Raw genomic sequence first — 22,370 nt, 5'->3', positions numbered from 1 at the left:
AAGTGAGAAATACCATGGAAAATCGCAGTAACATTTTTGCGAGATTGCGATCTGGCGAACCAGTACCGATGGACGACCCGGGCTTCAGCCTGGTTGCCGAGGCGGTGAACCGCACGTTTCGACTCTTGATCCAACTCAACGGCGCTGCGGACACAGATCAGGTCCGCAGCTTCCTTGGCGAGCTAATTGGGCAACAAGTGGACGAAAGCACGACCTTGTTTCCTCCGCTGCATACCAACTATGGACGGAACATCACGCTTGGCAAGAACGTGTTCATCAACCATGCATGCTCGTTTCTCGACCTAGGGGGCATCACGATCGAAGACGGTGTCATGATCGGCCCCAGGGTCAACATCACATCCGAAAACCATCCGGTAGAGATACAGCGTCGAAAATCCTTGGCGCCACGTGAGGTAGTTATCAAGAAGAACGCCTGGATCGGCGCTGGCGCGACGATTCTGCCGGGAGTCACCGTTGGCGAGGACGCGGTGGTGGCCGCCGGAGCCGTCGTCACAAAGGACGTGCCGAGTGGCACCGTTGTGGGCGGCATACCTGCCAAACATTTGAAGCAGATCGAAGACTTTGAGGCGGCGGAATAGATATGAGTAACCGAACAACAGGATCGCTTGCTAAATTTGTTGTTGCCACAGGACATCGACCAGTCAACCTACGCCGGAAAGAACACGGAGATTCGGGATCGACTATCCGCGATCAAACTTCCGCTAGAGGCTGTCGACCGGAGTCACGATGAGATGGGCGACTTAGCGTCGAAATCGTTTGAACTTTCGCAAACTCTATGCAGTAAATGGCTTAGTGCCGACTGCCAAGAAAAACGTCGAATCCTCGAAATTGTCTGTTTGAAGTGGACGCTCGATGACGTAATTCTAGTGCCCACAATAAGAAAGCCCTTCGACGTTCTCGCCGAAGGGCTCATTTCTAGTAATAGTCGGGGTGACAGGATTCGAACCTGCGACCCTCTGCTCCCAAAGCAGATGCGCTAGCCAGGCTGCGCTACACCCCGAGTAAGTTCCCGATCTTATCCGCCGAACGGGAACCTGACAATGACACGTGCACTATACATCCTTACACAAGGAGGCACGTTTTTCTAACCGGCTTTCCGCAGTTCGGTCGCGCCGCCGAGTAAGTGATCCCGAATTCGATCGAACTCGTCATTTCCCTTGAAATGGAGCACGATCTTGCCGCCGCGGCCCGACTGTTTGATGTCGACCTTAGTCCCCAGAGCCATGCGGAATTCCTGCTCGAGGGACGCGACCTGGTCGCTGACGGTTCGCCCTTTTTTTATCGGGGCTTTGATCGTCTGCGGGCCGTCGCTGGAGTGGATGTAATCCTGGACCGCTTCTTCGGTCCCTCGCACGCTCCAACCTTCCTCGAAGATCCGGCGAGCGAACTCAACCTGGATTCCTTCTTCTCCCAGCGGCAGCAAAGCCCGGGCATGTCCGGCTGTCAGCTCTCCGGTCATCACGGCGGTCATCACCGGTTCCGGCAGCTCGAGCAAGCGGAGGAGGTTCGCCACGGTCGAGCGATCGACGCCGATCCGCTCGGCCAGTTCCGATTGGGTGCAGCCATGTTCGTGCAGATAGCGCTCGAACGACATCGCCTTTTCAATCGCGTTCAGGTCTTTGCGTTGCAGGTTCTCGACGATCGCCAGTTCGGCGACGGTCTGGTCGTCCGCCTCAAAGACGCGGACCGGGACTTCGTCCCAACCGGCGACAATCGCGGCTCGTAGGCGACGTTCGCCCGAGATCAGCTGGTAACGCCCTTCGACCATGCGGACGGCGATCGGCTGCAGCATGTCGTGCTGCTGGAGGCTTTGTGCTAGCTCGGCGATCTCGTCGTCGTTGAACTCTTGCCGCGGCTGGTAAGGGTTAGCGTCGATCTCTTCGACCGGCAACTTGATCAGTCGCTCGCCGGCGAACTCTTCGGCAGCTGGTGCAACGGCGGCGGCCGGTTCGTCTTGGTGATCCGGATTGAAGACCCGGGGCGCGCCTGCTTCGATCGGGGCGTCGGTCAGAGCGCCGGTCTCATCCATCGGCCCGCCCAACAGCGCCGCCAATCCACGTCCCAATCGCTTTTGCTTAGTCACGCTCGAGTACCTCCATGCATAGTTCGATGTAAGCCCGTGCTCCTCGTGAGCGGGGCGCATGATCAATTACCGAACAGCCGTGGCTCGGAGCCTCGCTGACGAGGACATCCCGGGGGACCACGGTGTCAAATACCACTTCGCCGAAGAAGTCGCGGACTTCCTCCTCGACCTCGGCGGTTAATTCCAATCTCGGATCGTGCATCGTCAGCACGATCCCGCCAAACGCCAATCGGTCAGGCTTCTGCTGCATGACGCCGCGGATCACCTGAATCATCTGCGTCAGCCCTTCCATCGCGAAGTACTCGCATTGGATCGGCATCAGCACCTCGGTCGACGCCGACAACGCCGTCTGGGTCAGCTTGCCGACTGATGGGGGACAATCGATCAGGACGAAGTCGTAGCCCGCCATGCCCCGTTCCAAGTGAGACTCGAGCACGGCGGCCTGCGGCTGATCGTCCGAAGCGAGGGTTTCGACATCCTGGAAGCTCCGGCTCCCCGGCAGCAGATCGAGTCCGGCAACCGCCGTCGGCTTGATCGCGTCCCGCAGCGATTGCTGCAGGACGAGCGGATGCCGATCGGTCGGAGTCAGGTTCAATCCGGTCGTCGCGTTGCACTGCGGGTCGAGATCGATCAGCAGCGTCTTCTGGGCCGACTTGGCCAGCGCCACTGCCAAATTAATGGCGGTGGTCGTCTTGCCGACGCCTCCCTTCTGATTCGCGATGCAGATGATTCGAGCCACAGTTTCCCTCACGGACCTTCACGCGAAGCCGATTGGCGGTGCGCGGGTGGAGATTCTAGCGAGGAAGCGCGCAAACGCGGAATGTCATTTCCCCCGCGAAAAACGGAAATCGCCATGTTTCACGTGAAACGCACATTCGGCTCAAACTCACCTGTTTCACGTGAAACGCCCAAATTACGCAAAAGGGGCGTTCCGGACAGATGCCCGAAACGCCCCTTGGATTGGTCGCGTTTCACGTGAAACGGTAACGATTGGCTAGGTAAGTGGATTGAAGACGAGCCCGCTGAGCAGCTTCGGATAGAAGTAGGTGCTCTTGGCCGGCATCCGTTCGCCATGTTCGCTGATGCTGCGAATGTGGTCGATCGTGGCCGGCATCACGACCGCCGCCAACGGATAAGGCTGGCCGCCGTTTTCCGGATCGCCATGTTCGATCCCTTCCTCCACTTCGCTCACCAGGTGAACGTAGTTGGCCTTCGGCAGATCCTTGGCGCCCAGCAAGGTCTCGATCACCAGGCGGTGAAGGATCGAAACGCCGAGTCCCTGCCAGTCGCCGCTATGCTCGGCGGCGACTTCGGCCATCTTCGCTTCGCCCGCTTCGTTGATGGTGGCCATCACCCAGGTATTGTCGACCGGGCAGTAAAAGCCGATTTGGCCCTGGTTGTCGGCGGTGGCGATGTCGGTCCAGATCGTGTCGGCCTGGTCGGCGCCTTGTCCGGAAAGGGTCACGTCGAAGTATTCGCCCAGCTTGGCGACCAGGTCATCCGAACTCATCGCGGGGAGACCGCGGAAGAGGCGATGGGTCGGCAGGACGATCATTCCCTGATCGCTCATGCTGACCAGCATCGTCATGACGTAGTTGGCGGGATGAACCGAGGTCAATTCGCCCGACTCCGCCAATTGGTCTTTGTAATTGCAGGCGGTCTCGTAGCGATGATGTCCGTCAGCGACGTACATCGGCGCGTCGGCGATCGCGGCGGAGACTTGCGAGATGATCTGCAGATCGGTGATCGGCCAGAGGCGGTGAACGACTCCCAGGTGATCGGTCGCGACCAGCGGGGTTTTGTCCATCACGTAATCGTCAAGCAGCTTCTGCGTCTTGTTCCCCGGATCGGGATAGAGGCCGAAGATCTGGCTTAGATTCGTCTTGGTTGCATTGAACAACTTCAGACGATCCGCTTTGGCGGACGAGTGCGTTTCTTCGTGCGGGTAGATGTTCCCTTCGCCGAAGCGGACCAGCTTTACGCCGGCCATGAAGCCGTGTCGGACGTAGCGGTTGCCTTCCGCTTCAAATTCCTGGTGATAGACGTAGATCGCCGGATCGGATTCTTGCGTCAGGACCCCTTCGCGGATCCAGGTCTTCAGGAAACGTTCGGCGCGGGCGTAGCGATTGTTGGCGTCATCATCGCCGGGCTCTTCGCGATTCAGGATCAGCCGCACGGTGTTGGCAGGATGCTTCTTGTAGAGCTCATCCTGAAGTTCCGGGCCGATCACGTCGTACGGCGGCGCGACGACGTCGCTGAGCGAACCGACGTGGCCCAAGTCGTAGCGGAGTCCGCGAATTGCTTGAATCTGTGGCATTCGATGCTTACTCGTTCGTGTGCAAACAAAACAAAAAGGGGCTGCGAACAACGTCGCAGCCCCCGTGCGTATCTTTTGCTCGACTTGCCCGTTGAATAGGTGACAAGTCGAACGATTCGATTTAGTAGCGGTAGTGATCCGGCTTGAACGGACCATCGACCGGCACGCCAATGTAATCGGCCTGGACGTCGGTCAGCTTGGTCAGCTTGACGCCGAGCTTGTCGAGGTGCAGACGGGCGACTTCTTCGTCCAGGTGCTTCGGCAGAACGTGCACGCCGATCGGGTAGCTGTCCGAGTTCTGCCACAGTTCGAGCTGAGCGATCACCTGGTTGGTGAACGAGCTCGACATGACGAACGACGGGTGACCGGTGGCGCAACCGAGGTTGACCAGGCGGCCTTCGGCCAACACCAGGATCGAGTGACCATCCGGGAAGGTGAAGCGATCGAGCGGACCGCCCGGAACCGAATCGTCCTTGATGGTGTCGCGGGTGATGCCCGGCGACTTGTACAAGTAGGCCATGTCGATCTCGAGATCGAAGTGACCGATGTTGCAGACGATCGCGTCGTTCTTCATCTGCTCCATGTGAGCGCCAGTGATGATGTCGCGGTTACCGGTCGTCGTAACGAAGATGTCGCCGTAGCCGACGCATTCTTCGACCGTGGTGACTTCGTAACCTTCCATCGCGGCTTGCAGGGCGATGATCGGATCGATTTCGGTGATGATCACGCGAGCGCCGAAGCCGCGCATCGACTGGGCGCAACCCTTGCCGACGTCGCCATAACCGCAGACGACGACCACCTTGCCGGCGACCATGATGTCGGTCGCACGCTTGATGCCGTCCGCCAGCGATTCGCGGCAACCGTACAAGTTGTCGAACTTGCTCTTGGTGACCGAGTCGTTGACGTTGATGGCGGGCATCTTCAGCTCGCCCTTCTTGAACATCTGATAGAGACGGTGCACGCCGGTAGTCGTTTCTTCCGACAGCCCGCGGATCCCTTCGGTCAGTTCCGGGAACTTCTTGTGGACCATGACGGTCAAGTCGCCGCCGTCGTCCAGGATCATGTTCAGCGGCTTGCCATCGGGGAAGAAGATCGTCTGCTCAATGCACCAATCGAATTCTTCTTCGGTTTCACCCTTCCAGGCGTAGACCGGCACGCCCCGTTCGGCGACGGCGGCGGCGGCGTGATCCTGGGTCGAGAAAATGTTGCAGCTGCTCCAGGTCACCTCGGCGCCCAGCTCAATCAGCGTTTCGATCAAGACCGCGGTCTGGACCGTCATGTGAAGGCAACCAGCGATGCGGGCTCCCTTCAGCGGCTTGTCCTTGCCATACCGTTCGCGGAGCGCCATCAGGCCCGGCATTTCGACCTCGGCCAGCTGGATCTCTTTCCGCCCCCACGCGGCTAAGCTGATGTCTTTGACTTTGTAGGGGAGCTTTTCAACTTGCGACACGGAGACGTCTCCTTCTTTGAATTGGAAAATCAATTGCGGCAATCTTCGTTACACCGCAAAGCGAGCGGCAAGCGCAACGGCGCCGCGTACCCCGGCTACCTGGGGAATAGTTAAATGTAGTCAATGCGCAGCAAGTCCGTAAATGCCCGAACGCTAGCAAAAGCGGGTTTTACAGGGCTTTTACACGCCCATCGCCGCTTTCGCATTTGCACAAAATCGAGCGGCGAGAACGGGATCTTTCCTGCCTGGCTCGCTTTCGACGCCGCTCGCCGTATCAACCGCCGTTGGCTGCACATTGGCGATGGCGGCGGAGACGTTATCGGGCGTTAACCCCCCAGCCAGGACTAGATAGCGACATTCTAGGGCGCTCAGCCAAGACGACCACCCTTCAAGCGACTCCCAATCGGCCGTCTGTCCGGTTCCGCCATAGGCGTCTTGCTGAAAGCCGTCGATCAAAATCGCTGGCGGCGAACATTCGCGGTCCGCACACCGCGACAGGAACTGAGCGATTTCCTCTTTCCAGCCGGGACCGCAGCGGAACGCCTTCAGCACAGGAGGCGATCCGAGATGCCGGAGGCGAGCAAGGTATTCCGGCGGTTCGTCCCCATGTAGTTGAACCCAATCGAGCGCCAACCGCTTGGCCGTAGCGACGACATCGACGACGTCGGCGTTGACGAACAGACCAACCGCCGCAGTTTCGGGCGAGATCGCGTGGCGAACGTCAGCGGCGACTTCGGGCCGGAGAAACCGTTTGCTTTTGGGATAAAAGTTCAGTCCCAGCGCGTCTGCCCCTGCTGCGATCATCGCTTGGGCGTCTTCGGCGGTGGTGATTCCGCAAATCTTGCGTTGGAACAACGGGTGACTCCGGCTGGGGAACTTACATTCAGCGTTCGTCTATTTTAGCCGGCTGATTTCGGAGTGCGAACTAGGCGAATCTGATGAAGCGCGACTCTCCAGGCGCCGATGAATAGACAACGACGAAATGTTGGCAAGGACAGCTAGCATCCGTCAGCCCATGGAGGATGGAAAAGTGGAAGACTCGGCGACGCGTCAATCGCGAACCAGCGCTGCGAGTCGCGCCTATGCGTTCATCGTTACGGCGCTGGCCGTAGTTGCGATCGGACTCTATTTCTGCCGTACCCCGGTTCAATCGGTCGTTGCGCAGTTAGGCGTTCTCGTTTCCGCCGACTTGGCCGACCAATCGGCGCTGATCCATGTGGCCGAGGAAGCGAAAACCAAGACGCTCTCCGACGCCTCTTTGTTGTTAGTCGCCGAAAAGACCACCAGCGGAACCGAAGATCCGATTGGCGTCGACCAATTGCGCGAGCAGATTCAAATTGAAATCACCCCGCGATCAACGGGCCATCATGCCGACGTTTCGATCGTGACGACCTCCCCCACGACCGGCGGGGCGTTGAAACTGGCCAAGCAAATCGGCGAAGTTTTTCAGCAAGAGATCGACCAGCACGCCGACGATCAGGCGAGTCGAATCGGCGACGCGGCGATCCAACTTGATCAGTCGGCCCGCAGCACGCTGCAAGAGTCGCAACAAAACCTCGACGCGTTTGTCGCGAAATATGGTGACGCTCTCGCTGGTCGCCAACCTCAAGTCAACGTCGCCGCTCCCGCGATCGAAGAGAACCTGCAATGGCAGGAACTGCGGCAACAGATCTCCGATCAAGAAGCGGAGCTGTCTATCTTGCTGACGCAGCGAACTGAAGAGCACCCAATGGTGATCAACGTCAAAGCGAAGATCGCCTCGCTGCAAGCTCAGCTGACTCAAGTCCCTCGCTTTGCGGATCCCGCTCCGTCGGTCCCGGCGGCCCAATTGCCGCCGGTCAATGTCGAGAAACTGAAGTCGGAGCACGAACGGTTGAAGCAGGCGGTTACGCAAGCGCGTTTGTCGCTGCAAGCTGTAGGGGGCAAACATCAGATTGCCGCCGATGGGCATCGCTTCTACACCTCGATTAGCGCCGTTGTTGACCAGTCGCCGCACGTCGCCGGAATGATCGGCGGCAACTTTCCTCTGATTCGCGTCGGCATGCTGTTGGCGGTTGCGACCCTGTTGGGCGGATTCGCGGCACTCTGCATTCCGACCGTCGAGCAAGAAGCGATTCTGGTAAGCTCCAAAGAAATCGCAGCCGCCGCGGGCGTTTCGATCGTCGCCGAACTGCCGCTGCCCGGCGGACCGGCTGTTCCCCGCAAGCGTACGGCGACTCGCATGCTTGCCCGCTTCGCCATCGTCGCTAGCGAATACTCGCTGGTAGCGCTCGTCGGCTTGATCCTGGTCGCCCTCCTGGTTGACCCTGAGTTCACGCGTACTTTCACGCATGAACCGTTCACCGCGCTCTACAACGCCCAAAATCAACTTTGGAAGTTTGCGCAGTAAGGAAGCCGTAACAGATTCCCACATGGTCCCGGTGGAGATCGCCCCCTGTTTTTGCCGATGGTTGAAATGCACGCTGCGCAGCGCAAATCACTTTGATGACTCGGCTTGCAGTCCGCCAAGAAGACTTGCACAGCCTAGGAAGAATAAGCAATGTACGAATCGTTTTATCAGCTTATGCGGCGCCCATTTCCAGCAGCCGCTGACGCCCCCTACTATTTCCCCTCCGCCGCTGCCGAAGCGGCTCGCAGCACCATGCGGCGCTGTCTGCATCGGGGCGAGGGTCCGGCGCTGCTGATCGGCGGGCCGGGACTGGGCAAGTCATTGCTGTTGAAGGTGCTTGCAAAGGACCTGCAGGCTCAGCGTCACATCTCGTTTCTGCAATGCGGCCGCGTCTGCTCTCGCCGTGCCTTGTTGCAAGCGTTGCTGTATGATTTGGGACTTCCCTATCGTGGACTCGAAGAAGGGGAACTCCGACTGTCGCTGGTCGACTTCCTCCACTCGTCCAATGACGATCGACAAGGCCTGTTGATCTTCATCGACGAAGCCGACACGCTACCGACCCGCTTGCTCGACGAACTGCGACTGCTGACCAATATTTCCGCAAAGGGAGAATCGCTGGTCGGCATGGCGCTCGCCGGAGGCCTGACTCTGGAAGAACGCTTCGCATCGCCGCGACTCACTTCGTTGAATCAACGCGTCGCTGCACGATGCTACCTCGAGACCTTCTCGAAAGCGGAGACCGCCGAGTTCGTCAAATTCCAGCTGGAAGGCGCCGGCTCGCATCGCACCCTCTTTTCGGACGAAGCCCTCGAAGCGGTGGCCCAAGTCACCGGCGGCGTTCCCCGCCTAATCAATCAGTTGTGCGACCACACCTTGGTGCTGGCTTCGCTCGGATCGCAAAAGCGGATCGACGCGAGCGGCATTGAAGAAGCGTGGGCCGACTTGCAACAGATGCCTGGACCGTGGACGGTTAGCCAAGAAGAGTTCACCCCGCCAACCAGCGCCGGTGGCGTGCTGGAATTCGGTTCGCTCGATGACGAGGCCGCTGAACTTCCGCAGTCGGTAAAGTTCCCGTCGCGGATCATGGCTCCGCCGAAACAGAAGCGGGACGTGGTGGACGAAGACGCCGCGTCGACGCTTCGCATGAGCGCAACCGAAGCCGACTTCGAGCCCGCCTCTTCGGTTCAGCCCGAAGCGGAACTCGAGTTCCTCAGCGCCGCGAAGAATCCGTTCGACGAATCGTTCGACAACGAAGAGGTGATCCTCGATCGTTACGCCAGCCTCAGCGACGCTCGTGGCGTGTTGAAGCAAGTGCACAGCCGCGAAGGGGTCGAGATCGCGTCGCTGCTCGAGCCGACGCCGGTGATGGTTCAGTCGAATCACGAGGCCGTCGCCGCGGTCGATGTGGTCATGCCTCCGTACGCTCGCGATGAAGAAATCGTCTCGCGACATCTGCGGGAATCGGCTCCGACTCCGCCCCCTGCGGACGATCGCGACATCCTGATCATCGAAGATCACGAAGCCGAAACGGCGCCAACGCGCAGTCGACGCCGTGAATTCCGGCGGCTCTTTAGTAACCTTCGCCGCGAACACGCCTAGGTAACCGAGGCTTCGAATCATGTCGAAAATGCTCGACGCGTTGAAACGTCTGCAAGAGCAGGGCGCCGCCCCTGCGTCGACGCCGACGATCAACAACACCGTCGGACAAATCGACGCGGTTCGCGACGTCGCAGCGGCGGTGGGTCAAGCCATCGCGGAAACGGAAGAGCGACTCCGCAGCGAATACGAACGGCAGATCGCGGAACGTGACCAACAGCTCGCCTTGCAGCGTCAGCATCTGGAAGCGGAACTGAGCGCGGAAAAAACAGAGCTGGAACGGCAACTCTCTCAGCTGCAGTCGCAGCTGGAATCGCATCAATCGGACGCCAGCGCTCACGAAGAACTGCAAACCGAACTTCAGGCTGAGATCGCGCGTCTTCAGGCCGCAGCCGAGCAGCTTCGCCAGGAAGACGCGGCCCGCTTCCGTCAGGAGCAAGAGTCGCTGCAAAAGCGACTGCACGAATTGGACGCAACTCGTCAGAAGGTCGCCGCGGATGCAGCGACGCTGACAGAACGGCTCCAGGCCAAAGAAGCGGAACTGCATGAGATTCAGCAAGCGATCCAGTCGACGTCGTCGGTCGACGAAGAAGCGCTGCGAGCCAGTCTGAGCGCCGAGCTATCCAAGCAGGCGGAAGAGTTCGCTCGCAAAGAGGCCGACTTGCATAATGCGCTCGCCGAAGCGCGCCGCATGGTCGAGAATCAACAAAACGACCTGGCCGAGATCATTCGGTTGCGGACCGAGGAAAAGGCGCGGTTCGAGAAATCGCGGGCCGCAGCGGTCGCTCAAGCTCAGGCTCAAGCGCTCGCCCAGGCCCAAGCTCAAGCCGTTGAACCGCCTGGCGACCGTCAAGCGGAATCCCTCGCTGAACCGCAAAAGCCGCCGGTCGCCAAGCCGGAACCGCCATCACTGCTACTCCGCTCGTTCACGTCAGCGGCGCCGCGTCCTCACCTCTGTTCCTTTGAGGAGCAGACCTTGGCCGACATGCAGGATGCGCGAATCAGCGAACGCTATGAGCGTCTTGCGCAGCCTTCCACCAAGCCGACGTCCTCGCTGTTTCTTTCCGCCGATGGTGGCGATGACGCCCATCAGGCCGGTTTTCACACCGCCGTCGCCGCCGCGCGAGAAGATCGACGCGTATTGATTATCGACGGCGACGTCCATGGGAAGCAGCTTTCGCATCGCTTGAGAATGCGCGATTCGCTCGGCTTTTACGAGGTGATCCGCCGCGAAACGAAGTGGACCGAGCGGGTGGTTGGGCTCCGCTGCGGACAAATTGACTTCTTGCCTGCGGGACGTAGCCTCTACACGGTGTCGCGCAGCGACCTCGAATCGGCTCAGGCCGTCTGGCGGGAGCTGAACGAGATCTGGCCGTTGATCATTTTGGTGGGCGAACATCCCGGCGCCGTTTCGACGGAACTGTACTGCGTCTTGTGCCAGTCGATCTACTTGACGGCCTGTTTGGGACGCGCCACAAAAGATGACGTGAAAGCGGCCTCAAAACGTATCGCCTCGATCGGCGGTCGCATTGAAGCGGCGGTCGCGATGAACGCCAAGTTGAAATAAACGTCGACTTGGCCGCCCCACATCCAACCTAGCAGCGGAACTATGGCCAAGTATCTTGTCACCGGCGGCGCTGGTTTTATCGGTTCGCATATCGTCGACGCACTCGTCGCTCGCGGCGACAAGGTGCGCGTCATCGACAACCTGAGCACCGGCAAACGAAGCAATCTCGACCAGGTCGCAGGCAAGGTTGAGTTCATCGAAGGTTGCCTCACTGACAGCGCCGTGGTCGCCGACGCCGTTCGCGGCATCGACGTCGTCTTTCATCAAGCGGCCCTCGCTTCGGTTCCGCTCAGCGTCGAGCGCCCGCTCGATACGCACGCACACTGCGTCACCGCAACGGTCAACTTGCTCAACGAAGCTCGCAAGGCGAACGTTCGTCGACTGATCTACGCCGCGTCGAGCAGCGCCTATGGCGACGCGCCGACGTTGGCCAAACGCGAGACCGACCTGCCGAATCCGTTGTCCCCTTACGCCGCGGCGAAACTCTCGGCCGAGTATTACCTGCAAGCCTTTTATCACACGTACGGCATCGAAACGGTCGGCCTTCGCTACTTCAACGTGTTTGGACCGCGGCAAGATCCCGATAGCCCCTACTCGGCCGTGATCCCAATCTTCATCACGCTGCTGCTGCAAGGCGATCGCCCGGTGATTTACGGCGACGGCCAGCAGTCGCGCGACTTCACCTTTGTGAAGAACGTCGCGCTGGCGAATCTGTCGGCCGCGAAAGCGGACGGAGTAGCCGGTCGGATTATCAACGTCGCCAATGGCCGCAGCACGTCTCTGTTGCGACTGATCGAGCTGCTCAATCGCGAATTGGGAACCGACGTCCAGCCGAAGCATGATCCCCCGCGAATCGGCGACGTTCGCGACAGCATGGCCGACAACACGCTCGCGCGGACGCTGCTCAACTATGAAGTCGAGATCGACTTCGAGACCGGCCTACAGATGTCGATTGACTACTATCGACAGCTCGTCGCTTCACGATCGGCCTGATCGACTTCCAGCTCGCACTGCGGCGCCGGTTCGATCGGCGCCGGCGACTCCACGTCAAACTCCTCGCCGTACTCTTCGCCGATCTCTTTCCGGCCTAAGGCTGCGTAGAGAAGCGTCGTCGTGGCGAACGTGACCGCCAGGACCGTAAACATTGTCGGATATCCTGGCCAACCCAGCTCATCGGCCCAGGTAACGATCGCCCCTTCCATTGGAAAGCCGACGAGCGAACCAAAGTCGAGCGACGCCAACATCAAGTTGGTGCCGGTTCCGCGATAACGACGCGGGAAAACGGTCGCTCCCCCGGCAACGACCGCCGGAAACAAGAACGCGTGCGCCGCTCCGCCAAAGACCGCAGGCAGCGGCAGCATCCAATACGCGGTGACCGGCAGATAAGCGATCATCGACAACACCAGGCAGGTCATGCCGAAGATGACCGTATTCTTCACGCCGTAGCGATCGGTGAACTGCCGCGTAGCAATCCGGACCGAAAACGCCGTCAGCGCGTAGGCGAGAAAGAAGTACCGAATCTGATTGATCTCCAGCGAGTCGGCGAAGCTCCGCAGGAAGACCTGCGGCATCAGAACGCCTCCTCCCACAACCATCCCCATGAGCAGCAACCATCCGGGATTGAACGATCGTACGAGCGTCCAAAGGGCAGGGTGCTCATGATGGGGCGTGCGAAGATCACCGCGAGTCGATAGATAAGCGAGCAACATCGAGACGGCGAACATCGCTCCCGACAGGAAGAACATCGCCTGAATCTGACCGAAGGTGACCTGGTCCCCCTGAAAAATCCAGTCTCCGATCACCGGTCCAATCGCCACTCCGATAAACCCGGATGAGCCGAGAACCCCCACCATCTCCGCCGTTCGCCCCGGCGGAGCTTTCAGCGAAACGGAGGTCAGCGAAGCGCTGAAGGCCCCTGCGACGCTGATCATCATCCCGATCCGCAGCAGGAAAATCCAAGGAGAATGGAGGCTCTGAACGGTCAGGTGCAACAGCACGAACAGGGTCAACGCGAAGAGAGAGCAAAGCCAAACGGTGCGAGGTCCCAGCCGATCGATCAGCCGCCCCTGCAGAAACCGGCCCAGCAATCCCCCCGTCATCCCGCAGCCGGTCACCAGCCCCAACTGATACGGACCGCCGCCCAAATAGGCGATAAAGTCGGCGTACCGAAACAGGCTGCTCATCCCGACGATCAACGCCAAATTGGCGAAATATCCGAGCCAGAAGTCGCGATTGTAAGGATTTTCGGGCGAAAAATTGTCGCTCGTCGCGGACATGGAATCTTAAAGGTTGGTAAACAGGGCGGGGAATTCCAGCTATTATACGAGCTTGCCTCCCGTGACCAGCGGGCCATTTTCCCTTGTTGCTTCCCTACCTTGCATGTCGAACGACCGCCCACCCTCTCACACCGTGTTGATTGCGGTCGCGACGTTCAACGAGATCGACAATCTTCCGCTGCTGGTCGCCGAGATCCTGGACGCTGTCCCTGACGCCGACATCTTGGTCGTTGACGACGACTCCCCCGATGGAACTGGCAAATGGTGCCAGGAGTTCGCCGCCAACGAGCCGCGTCTCTCCTGTATGCATCGTGCCCGGGGCGCCGGACTAGGGACCGCCGTCATCGCCGCAATGAAGTATGCGATCGACCGCGACTATGACTTAATGGTCAACCTCGACGCCGACTTCAGCCACACGCCGCAAAAGATCGTCGACCTGCTCGCCGTCGCCAAAACGAGCGACGTCGACGTCGTGGTCGGCTCTCGCTATGTCGCAGGGGGCGGCGTTCAAGGCTGGCCGCTCCATCGCCGCTTTATGAGTCGCGGGATCAACTTCTATACGCGATTGCTCTTAGGTCTGCCGGTTCGCGATTGCAGCGGCTCATTTCGCTGCTACCGCGTCGCGACCCTCGCCCGGCTCGACTTTGACGCGATCGTCTCGAAGGGCTATTCGTTCTTCGAGGAAATCCTCTGGCGTTTTCGGATGGCGGGAGCGACCTTTTGCGAGGTTCCCTATGTCTTCGTTGAGCGGGAACGTGGCTATTCGAAGATCAACTGGCGCGAAGCGGTTCGCGCTCTCTACCTGATCGCCCGTCTTGGGCTCGGCTCGATCTTCACATCGCAATCGAAGTCGGCTTAGCCCCTCTTCCGGGCAGTCTTTGTCTATTGACAAAGCGCACGCGATCGTGGTCGATTGCGAGATGGCTTGCGGCACTTCCCCTTCGGATGATGCTTCGGCCGAAAAAAAATTTCGCGCCGTCCAGTCCACTGTTCATTCGGACGCTAACAAACCCCGCGGGTCCGGCGGAAAAAAAATGACGCGATCCAGTCCACTGTCCATTCGAGCGCTAACAAATTCCGCCGGTCCGGTTCGCCCGCCAGTCCGGGAAAAAATATAGCAGTCCAGTCCACCGTCCATTTGGGCGCTAACGAATAATGACGGGGGGGTTGGAATTGATCCAACGTGAAAAAACGAAGCGGTCGAGTCCAGTCCGGTCGCGGCCGATTCGCCCAGGTTGAACCAATCCAGTCGGCGACTTATTCTGTACGTGACTATCTCGCCTATCCTTCCCCCCCAAGAGGTTGCAAGATGCTCCGCTGGCCAATCGCTTTGGCGCTGACCTTGCTCGTCTACTCGGCGGCCGTTGCCGCTCCCTTGAAACTGCAAATCACCGCGTCGGACCAGGCCGAGATCAATGTGCCGGTCACCGTCGCTGTTCCCAAGGCTGCCGCTGGCGACGCGCAGGTCGCGACGGTCGCTCTTTCGGATGGCACGAAGCTGGTTGGTCAGCTGACCGCTCCGAGCCTGCTCTCGAAAGCGGACGCCACGAAAGACCTCGAGCTGACTTTCGTCCTTCCGAAACTCGACGCAGGCGCCAAGTTGACGGCGACCGTTGAATTTGGCGGAAGTGCAGGGGGACAAGAGTACAGCTGGAAAGACACGCCGGGCAAGTCGATGGATCTGCTCGACGGCAATAAGCCGGTGCTGCGTTACATGTACGAGGCGCTCGACGACTCATCACCTGAGCGTCGCCACGAAACCTTCAAGGTATATCACCATGTCTTTGACCTGGATGGCAATAACCTGCTGACCAAGGGCCCCGGCGGGCTCTTCCCGCATCACCGCGGCCTGTTCTACGGCTTCAATCGCATCAGCTACTCGGCTGACGGCAAGAAGCAAAACGCCGACGTCTGGCACTGCAACAACGGCGAATCGCAAGCTCACATCAAAGTCATCAGCAGCGAAGCTGGCCCCGTCCTCGGTCGCCAATTGCTGCAAGTCGAATGGCGCGGACGTGACGGCAAGCCGTTTGCTGAAGAAGAACGCGAGCTGACCGTCTATCGCACGCCGGAAGGACGCCTGATCGAATTCGCGTCGCGACTCGAAAGCAAGGTCGACGACCTGAAGCTTGACGGCGATCCGCAGCACGCAGGATTCCAATTCCGCGCAACGCAGTTCGTTCCGGACAATACCGCCAAAAAGACCTTCTACATTCGTCCCGACGGCAAGGGAAAACCGGGCGCCTTCCGCAACTGGCCCGGTCAGAAGGAACATGTCGACCTGCCGTGGAACGTGCTCGTCTTCGAGGCTTTCGACAAGACCTATTCGACCTGTTACCTCGATCGTCCGACCAATCCGAAACCGGCTCGCTTCAGCGAACGGGATTACGGGCGATTTGGTTCCTACTTTGCGACCGACGTTCCGCAAGAGGAACCGCTGGAAGTGAACTACCGCGTTTATCTGACCGAAGGAGAAATCGCTCCGGACGCGATCGCCGAGTCGTACGCCAGCTTCAATCAACCGCCGCAGGTTTCGATCGTTGAATAAGACTTTCACGCGAGTGCAAATGGGCAAGTTTGCTTCGCGTCTCCGCATCGCGGGGACTGCGCTGATCGTATTGTCGGCGAGCGTCTGCTGGTCCGCCCCTTTCGACAACGCGCCGGAACTATCGCAATCGAAGCTCTTCAACGAACGTGATCTGCAAGGTTGGCGTCCCACGATCCGCTGCGACGCCAACGAACTCTCCCCGCAAGATCGCGAAGTGCTCACCGAACTCGCCGCCGACGATATGAGCGTTCACTGGCAAGCGGCGTTCGGCATCCTGCAATACGATGGCGCCGGCAAGCCGATCGAGACCGAACGTCACTTCGGTCCTTGCATCTTGTCGTTTCAATGGAAATGCGAGCCTTGCTCATCGGCGACGATTGGCCTGCCTGGAGGCTGGAGCGTTGCCATTGGCGACGCCGATAGCGACGGCGCCGATCAGCGTCGTTCGTCTGGCGCGATCTATCAAGGTTGTCGTCGCGTTATCAAACCGATGCGCTGTACGGATCAGCCGCTCGGCGAATGGAATCACATGACGATTCGCGTTCGCAGTCATCAGGTCGACGTCTGGCTCAATGGATGTCGGATCGCGGTTGTCGATGATATTCACCTCGATACCGAAGGCCCCATCACTCTGGACGGGGGCCCCACGCCGCTCTATTTCCGCAATGTGGTTATCGAGCCACTCAAAGTCTCTTCAGGCGAGCCAAATTCTCAGCTTCCCTAAGGTTCGTTGACTACCCTAGAAAGCGCATCTAAAATCGGCTCCTTCCCCTTATTTTTTAATTAAGAGATGCTTTTATCTCGCGGAAAGATTGCGCATGGCAAATGAATCGTCCGGTCGCATCAGCAATGTGATGCAAGAGGCCCGTGTTTTCCCCCCGACCCCGGAATTCCAGGCCAAAGCCGCCATTAGCTCGATGGAGCAATATCAGCAAATGTGGGACGAAGCGAAGGCTGACCCCCCCGCATTCTGGGATAAAATTGCGAAGACCGAACTTCATTGGTTCGAACCGTATCGCAAAACTTTGGAATGGAACGAGCCGTTCGCCAAGTGGTTTGTCGACGGAAAAACCAACGCTTCGTACAACTGCTTGGACCGTCATCTCTCGACGCCGCGTCGCGATAAGCCTGCGATCATCTGGGAAGGGGAGCCCGGTGATACGCGGACGTTGACCTATGCCGAGCTGCACCGCGAAGTCTGCCGCTTCGCCAACGGCCTAAAGAGCCTCGGCGTGCAGCAAGGGGACGTCGTCTCGATCTACATGCCGATGACGCCGGAATTGGCGATCGCGATGTTGGCCTGTGCTCGCATCGGCGCGATTCACTCGGTCATCTTCGCCGGGTTCTCGGCCGAAGCGATCGCCGATCGCAATCATGACGCCAGCGCTCGCGTGATGCTGACCGCCGATGGCGCCTGGCGCCGCGGTAAAGAGCTCTCGCTCAAAGCGACCGTCGATGAAGCGCTCGCCAAGTCGCCGACCGTCGAGAAGTGCATCGTGCTGAAGCGGATCGGTAACGAAATCAACATGCAGGAAGGTCGTGACATCTGGTGGAACGATCTGATCGAAAGCGTCAGTGACGATTGCCCGGCTGAACCGTTCGACAGCGAAACGCCGCTGTTCATCCTCTACACCAGCGGATCGACCGGCAAGCCGAAAGGGATCAAACACACCACCGCTGGCTACAACCTTTACGCCAAGCAAACGTTCGAGTGGGTCTTCGATCATCGCGACGACGACATCTACTGGTGCACCGCCGACTGCGGCTGGATCACCGGTCACAGCTATGTCGTCTATGGTCCGATGTCGGCTGGCGCCACTTGCGTGATGTACGAAGGCGCCCCGAACTTCCCGGACGAAGGTCGCTTCTGGGAGCTGATCGAAAAGTACAAGGTCACCATCCTCTACACCGCCCCGACCGCAATTCGCGCCTTCATCAAGTGGGGCGACGAATGGGTCGACAAGCACGACATTTCCAGCCTCCGTTTGCTCGGCACCGTCGGCGAAGGGATCAACCCGGAAGCCTGGATGTGGTACCACGAAAAGATTGGCGCCTCGCGCTGTCCGATCGTCGATACCTGGTGGCAAACCGAAACCGGCGGCATCATGATGTCGCCGCTGCCGGGCGCCATTCCGACCAAACCGGGCAGTTGCACCAAGCCGCTCCCCGGCGTCATTCCGGGCATCTTCGACGAGAACAACGAACTCTGCGAAAAGAACCAGGGTGGCAAGCTCACCATCACGCATCCTTGGCCCGGCATGCTCCGCGGCATCTGGGGTGATGAAGCTCGCTACAAGCAGCAGTACTGGAGCACCGTTCCGCACTGCTACCTCGCAGGCGATAACGCCCGCATCGACGACGACGGCTACTACTGGATCATGGGTCGTATCGACGACGTGATCAACGTCTCGGGGCACCGACTCTCGACGATCGAAGTCGAAAGCGCCCTCGTGTCGCACCCGAACGTCGCGGAATCAGCGGTGGTCGGTCGACCGCACGACATCAAAGGCCAAGCGATCGCCGCCTTCGTCACGCTTCGCGACGCCGAACCGACCGACGAATTGAAAGCCGCTCTGAAGCAGCACGTTCGCAAAGAAATCGGCGCCCTCGCCGTGCCGGACGACATCCGCTTCACCGCCGTTCTTCCCAAGACTCGGAGCGGTAAGATCATGCGGCGTTTGCTGCGTGATATCGCGTCGGGTAAGGAACTCGTCGGCGATACTTCGACTCTCGAAGATCTCGCTTCGCTCGCCAAACTGCGCGACGAAGACTAAGCCAGCGTGCGGCCGTCGCGATCAACCATCGCGGCGGCCCATCCGCCGGACTTCTCAATAGCCGCATCAATCTGGCGACGAATCTCGATCGTCGCCTTTACCGCGGCAATGATCTGACGATAAGTCGCGACGTCGTCGCTCGACAATTCATAGCCGCGACGATCTTTCAGCCACTTCTCGAGCACCTGGTGAACGCCGAAGCGGCATTTCCATTCGTCTAGGGTCACCGCTGCGATTGGCTGGTTCTTCCCAACGAAGATCTGGCCACTAAGGTACTTAGGATATCCGCGGTCAACTTCGACTTCCGTCCCCTCTTCGTTCCCAGACGCCGCGTCACGTAACAAGTGCGCTTCGATCAGACGCTCTCCCCACGCAATTAGCTTCGCGGCCAGCGACCATTTCTGTGGAAAGAAAAGGCGGGGGTATTCAATCCGCAATTGATCGGCGTAACGCTGGCGATAGGAGGTCGCATGAAAGATTGCGTAAATCAGCGCAGCCAAATTTTGGGGCGTAACGGTTTGATCCTTCCACCGTTTCCGGTGCACGCCGAGCAACTCGTCTCGCACATTGCTTTCGCCAGCAATCGACAGCGGCAGGATTGACTCATTTCCCCGATTATCGCTGCGCAAAATTCCGTCGAGCGTAATCGCGTCGGTCACGCCGAAGTAGTTACATTCTTGCCCAGTCGGCATCTGCCGCCGCACGATCAGGCCGATCGTTTCTCCCGCGGCAAGCGAACGCATGATCTCTCCCCGCGGCCAATCGATCATCTCCGGCGTCCAATAGATCCAGCGATAATCGAACGGACGATAGAGACAACGCATCGGTCGCGATTGCCAAAGGTCGTCGGCACGCAGCGCCGCTCGCGCATCGGCAAGTTTCCACGACCGCGTATCGCCTGGGGGATATTTCCCGCTGCGACTGCTGGAGAAGTAGGCGGATCGAATTTCTTCGTCTGACAGCCGTTCGTCGCGAAATTCTCCAATGCGTTCCAGCAGCGCGGAGCGATCATGGTCGATCACAATCTTGTCGCGCGCCGTCACTACGGCCGAAGCATATTTGCCGAACAGCTCCAAAATCGGCAGTCCCCGTTCATATTCACTGGCCCGCGCTTCATCTCGCGCCATGAAAAAGTAGTGCGGCGTAGAAACCTTGATCTCGTCCGAAGCGATATCCACGAACGACTCACTTTCCAGACGTTTGAGCTTCGCCGCACGGGATCCCCAAAGATCGCCGCGGTGGAGCGTCGCCAACTCGCTCCCCTCTCCTTTTTTCGTGAACAGGCCGATCGCAACCCCTTGTTCGATCGCAAACACGTTTTCGTCGTCCGGTTCTTCCTCGCTTTTCTCCCGCTTTTTCACGTTTCCATGCAGATCGATCAGGCTGATGCGATCAAAACCGCGGAGTAATTCCCAACGCATACCGCGAAAGGTTGGATTATCGAGATAGCCATGATTGGTCAGATAGCAAAGAATGCCAAAGCCACAGCGATCCAAGTGCCACTGAGCGAGCCGAAAAAACTGGACGTAATCGTCGTGCAGCCACAGTTTCTTCTCGCGGAGCGGCTGTCCGGCGACTTCGTAATAGTTACGCGACGGTTGACCGGAGCCGGTCATCAGCGATTTAATCCAATCGCCATGGCTGGCCGTCGTCGCTGAGTAGGGAGGATTCCCGATGATGACGGAAAACTTTTCGCCGTCCGACCAGGTCGCTTCAGAAAGGGCATCGCCGACGCGAATTTGAATCTCATCAGGCGTCACATCGGTAACGCCGGTTTCGTTCAGCACGGCGATTAAGCGGCGGCGAGCGTCTTCGGCCGCTTCCGGAAAGAGCTCGCAGCCGAACAAGCGAGGCAAAACTCGCTCATGAACCGCCGCGGGCCAGGCGATTTCGTCGCCAGCGTCGCAGTAGTTTTGATAGATTCGGCGAATTGCCGCTTCGAGAAAAACGCCGTCGCCGCACGCCGGGTCGAGAATCGAAATCAGCGGCGCATCGGTCTCATTGCATCGCGAATCGTCGGCCAGGCCAAGAGGCAAACCAAACTGCTGCCGGAGCGATTGATCCACCGCCCGAATCATGGCGGCGGCGACCTCGGGAGGCGTATAATAAACGCCGTGGCGTCGCCGTGCCGCATCATCCGATTGGGCTAATCGGGCCTCAAAGTTCTCGGCCAGTTCCGGCAAACTGCTGCCAGCGTTCATTCCATCCCTGGCGTTTAATTCTCGCCATCCACTTTCAGATCGATTTCCTGACCATCCTTTTTCAGTTTCGCCGAGACAATATCTTCGTCATCGTTAAACTCGATCAAAACCTGGCCGCTTCCTTTGTCCCCCTCAACGTCATAGACGAAGATATTAGGATCATCTTCCCCCATCGAAGCGGTGAGGTTCATTTCGCATTTACTGATCGTGCCGAGCATCTTTTCGATCGTCGGATCGCCTTCGATAGCGCTCATCACCTGAGGATCATTTCCCCAATCGCTCAGCGACTCCGCGTCAAATTCGAGCGCCCATTCCTTTGATCCCTTGTGGAGATCGATGCTCTCGACATCGTCGCCAGGCTCGTGGACATAAAGCTGGCCGCTCCCTTTGTCGCCGGTAACGTCGTAAACGAAGACGTCATCCCCAGCAGCCATCGACGCCGACCAATTGATCGAGCTCGAGGAAACCTTGCCGATTTCTTCGCGGAACGTTTCGTCCTTCTCAACCGCAGCGACAATCTCTTTCGCCCGCTCGTTCATCGCCCACTGCACCAGACCGCCGCAGCAGCCGCAGACTAGCAGCGTGGGGAGCGCAACGGCCGCGACGATACATCCGCCGATCCCAAAGAACCACCCGCCGCCGGAACTCTTTTTCGGAGGGCGGGGCGAAAAGGGGTCGTCAACGCTGAAGCGATCGCCACTGCTCATGAGAATCTCTTAAACTCGCGGAGAAGAACAACTAATGCGAAGAGTATAGCGGGCAACACTTTACATCGCGAACCGAAACTGCCGCCGCAGCAATAAAAAAAGCCCCAGCAGAGACTGCTGGGGCTTTGGAAGTGTAAATAAATCCGGCGATACCTACTTTCGCGCTTTTGGCACTATCATCGGCTCGAAAAGCTTGACGGCTGTGTTCGGAATGGGAACAGGTATGACCTTTTCGATATGGTCACCGGAAGAGACTTGCGTTCACGTGCGGGCGAACGCGAGCCTAGTGACTCATGGCAAACGGCGGATCGCTGGTTGGCGATCCGCAGCGTAGTGGCCACTGGTCGCACGTCTGAAGCATTGAAGCTTCGTTAATCGAGCCCAAACGGGGTTGAGCTTAAACGTGCGACGGTTATTCGTTTGAATTGGTAGAGAATGCTA

General features: G+C 58.9%; 17 protein-coding genes, 1 tRNA gene and 1 rRNA gene. 9 read left to right on the top strand and 10 right to left on the bottom strand.

Going from position 1 to position 22,370, the window contains the following annotated elements; genetic code table 11:
- Positions 1-14: 14 nt before the first annotated feature.
- Positions 15-599, top strand: coding sequence for a DapH/DapD/GlmU-related protein (locus LOC68_RS28450; RefSeq protein ID WP_315858761.1), 585 nt, complete (start codon positions 15-17; stop codon positions 597-599).
- 347 nt (positions 600-946) lie between these two features.
- Here LOC68_RS28450 and LOC68_RS00090 read toward each other — a convergent pair.
- From LOC68_RS00090 to LOC68_RS00065, 6 genes are all read right to left on the bottom strand, one after another.
- Positions 947-1,021: transfer RNA gene (locus LOC68_RS00090), tRNA-Pro, on the bottom strand.
- Positions 1,022-1,105: 84 nt separating this feature from the next.
- Positions 1,106-2,104: a ParB/RepB/Spo0J family partition protein gene (locus LOC68_RS00085; RefSeq protein WP_230214174.1), complete on the bottom strand. Its 999-nt coding sequence runs from the start codon at positions 2,102-2,104 to the stop codon at positions 1,106-1,108.
- Positions 2,097-2,843: a ParA family protein gene (locus tag LOC68_RS00080; RefSeq protein ID WP_230214172.1), complete on the bottom strand. Its 747-nt coding sequence runs from the start codon at positions 2,841-2,843 to the stop codon at positions 2,097-2,099. Before LOC68_RS00080 ends, LOC68_RS00085 begins: the two co-directional genes overlap by 8 nt.
- Before the next feature lie 255 nt (positions 2,844-3,098).
- Positions 3,099-4,421, bottom strand: a complete 1,323-nt coding sequence (locus LOC68_RS00075) for a DUF1015 domain-containing protein (RefSeq protein WP_230214171.1) — start codon at positions 4,419-4,421, stop codon at positions 3,099-3,101.
- 121 nt (positions 4,422-4,542) lie between these two features.
- Positions 4,543-5,871, bottom strand: coding sequence for an adenosylhomocysteinase (gene ahcY / locus LOC68_RS00070; protein ID WP_230214166.1), 1,329 nt, complete (start codon positions 5,869-5,871; stop codon positions 4,543-4,545).
- Between the two features lie 180 nt (positions 5,872-6,051).
- On the bottom strand, positions 6,052-6,726 hold the full coding sequence (locus LOC68_RS00065; protein WP_230214165.1) for a phosphoribosylanthranilate isomerase: 675 nt from the start codon (positions 6,724-6,726) through the stop codon (positions 6,052-6,054).
- A gap of 175 nt (positions 6,727-6,901) precedes the next feature.
- Here LOC68_RS00065 and LOC68_RS00060 point away from each other — a divergent pair, with 175 nt between their 5' ends.
- From LOC68_RS00060 to LOC68_RS00045, 4 genes are all read left to right on the top strand, one after another.
- A complete protein-coding gene (locus tag LOC68_RS00060) occupies positions 6,902-8,260 on the top strand; it encodes a hypothetical protein (protein ID WP_230214163.1) in 1,359 nt (452 codons plus the stop codon).
- Between the two features lie 150 nt (positions 8,261-8,410).
- Positions 8,411-9,859 carry an ExeA family protein gene (locus tag LOC68_RS00055; RefSeq protein WP_230214161.1) on the top strand — a complete coding sequence of 483 codons (1,449 nt, stop codon included), beginning with the start codon at positions 8,411-8,413 and terminating at the stop codon, positions 9,857-9,859.
- Between the two features lie 19 nt (positions 9,860-9,878).
- Complete coding sequence (locus tag LOC68_RS00050) at positions 9,879-11,423, top strand: hypothetical protein (protein WP_230214159.1); 1,545 nt, start codon at positions 9,879-9,881, stop codon at positions 11,421-11,423.
- 42 nt (positions 11,424-11,465) lie between these two features.
- Positions 11,466-12,416 carry an SDR family oxidoreductase gene (locus tag LOC68_RS00045; RefSeq protein WP_230214157.1) on the top strand — a complete coding sequence of 317 codons (951 nt, stop codon included), beginning with the start codon at positions 11,466-11,468 and terminating at the stop codon, positions 12,414-12,416.
- Here LOC68_RS00045 and LOC68_RS00040 read toward each other — a convergent pair.
- Complete coding sequence (locus LOC68_RS00040) at positions 12,383-13,699, bottom strand: MFS transporter (RefSeq protein ID WP_230214155.1); 1,317 nt, start codon at positions 13,697-13,699, stop codon at positions 12,383-12,385. The genes LOC68_RS00045 and LOC68_RS00040 overlap by 34 nt on opposite strands.
- A gap of 103 nt (positions 13,700-13,802) precedes the next feature.
- On the opposite strand from LOC68_RS00040, the gene LOC68_RS00035 reads away from it, so the two are divergent.
- The 4 genes from LOC68_RS00035 (at position 13,803) to acs (ending at position 19,021) form a co-directional block, all read left to right on the top strand.
- The gene (locus tag LOC68_RS00035; protein WP_230214154.1) at positions 13,803-14,558 is read left to right on the top strand and encodes a polyprenol monophosphomannose synthase; all 756 of its coding nucleotides are present in this window, start codon (positions 13,803-13,805) and stop codon (positions 14,556-14,558) included.
- A gap of 450 nt (positions 14,559-15,008) precedes the next feature.
- Positions 15,009-16,247, top strand: a complete 1,239-nt coding sequence (locus tag LOC68_RS00030) for a DUF6807 family protein (RefSeq protein ID WP_230214150.1) — start codon at positions 15,009-15,011, stop codon at positions 16,245-16,247.
- 19 nt (positions 16,248-16,266) lie between these two features.
- Complete coding sequence (locus LOC68_RS00025; RefSeq protein ID WP_230214148.1) at positions 16,267-16,971, top strand: 3-keto-disaccharide hydrolase; 705 nt, start codon at positions 16,267-16,269, stop codon at positions 16,969-16,971.
- A gap of 94 nt (positions 16,972-17,065) precedes the next feature.
- Positions 17,066-19,021: an acetate--CoA ligase gene (acs, locus tag LOC68_RS00020; RefSeq protein WP_230214146.1), complete on the top strand. Its 1,956-nt coding sequence runs from the start codon at positions 17,066-17,068 to the stop codon at positions 19,019-19,021.
- On the opposite strand, the gene LOC68_RS00015 is transcribed toward acs, so the two are convergent.
- From LOC68_RS00015 to rrf, 3 genes are all read right to left on the bottom strand, one after another.
- Positions 19,018-21,222, bottom strand: coding sequence for a type ISP restriction/modification enzyme (locus LOC68_RS00015; protein ID WP_230214144.1), 2,205 nt, complete (start codon positions 21,220-21,222; stop codon positions 19,018-19,020). The two genes, acs and LOC68_RS00015, sit on opposite strands and share 4 nt — an antisense overlap.
- 14 nt (positions 21,223-21,236) lie before the next feature.
- Positions 21,237-21,929: a hypothetical protein gene (locus LOC68_RS00010; RefSeq protein ID WP_230214142.1), complete on the bottom strand. Its 693-nt coding sequence runs from the start codon at positions 21,927-21,929 to the stop codon at positions 21,237-21,239.
- Positions 21,930-22,070: 141 nt separating this feature from the next.
- Positions 22,071-22,178, bottom strand: a 5S ribosomal RNA gene (gene rrf / locus LOC68_RS00005).
- Positions 22,179-22,370: the final 192 nt, after the last annotated feature.

The organism is Blastopirellula sediminis (genome assembly GCF_020966755.1).
Lineage (GTDB): Bacteria > Planctomycetota > Planctomycetia > Pirellulales > Pirellulaceae > Blastopirellula > Blastopirellula sediminis.
The sequence above is the reverse complement of the archived record's forward strand: the minus strand, read 5'-3'. Positions and strand labels throughout refer to the sequence as shown.

Coding starts and splice junctions, on each gene's coding strand:
- LOC68_RS28450 (WP_315858761.1), top strand. CDS start 15: ATGGAAAATCGCAGTAACATTTTTGCGAGATTGCGATCTGGCGAACCA.
- LOC68_RS00075 (WP_230214171.1), bottom strand. CDS start 4,421: ATGCCACAGATTCAAGCAATTCGCGGACTCCGCTACGACTTGGGCCAC.
- LOC68_RS00055 (WP_230214161.1), top strand. CDS start 8,411: ATGTACGAATCGTTTTATCAGCTTATGCGGCGCCCATTTCCAGCAGCC.
- LOC68_RS00050 (WP_230214159.1), top strand. CDS start 9,879: ATGTCGAAAATGCTCGACGCGTTGAAACGTCTGCAAGAGCAGGGCGCC.
- LOC68_RS00045 (WP_230214157.1), top strand. CDS start 11,466: ATGGCCAAGTATCTTGTCACCGGCGGCGCTGGTTTTATCGGTTCGCAT.
- LOC68_RS00040 (WP_230214155.1), bottom strand. CDS start 13,699: ATGTCCGCGACGAGCGACAATTTTTCGCCCGAAAATCCTTACAATCGC.
- LOC68_RS00035 (WP_230214154.1), top strand. CDS start 13,803: ATGTCGAACGACCGCCCACCCTCTCACACCGTGTTGATTGCGGTCGCG.
- LOC68_RS00030 (WP_230214150.1), top strand. CDS start 15,009: ATGCTCCGCTGGCCAATCGCTTTGGCGCTGACCTTGCTCGTCTACTCG.
- LOC68_RS00025 (WP_230214148.1), top strand. CDS start 16,267: ATGGGCAAGTTTGCTTCGCGTCTCCGCATCGCGGGGACTGCGCTGATC.
- acs (WP_230214146.1), top strand. CDS start 17,066: ATGGCAAATGAATCGTCCGGTCGCATCAGCAATGTGATGCAAGAGGCC.
- LOC68_RS00015 (WP_230214144.1), bottom strand. CDS start 21,222: ATGAACGCTGGCAGCAGTTTGCCGGAACTGGCCGAGAACTTTGAGGCC.
- LOC68_RS00010 (WP_230214142.1), bottom strand. CDS start 21,929: ATGAGCAGTGGCGATCGCTTCAGCGTTGACGACCCCTTTTCGCCCCGC.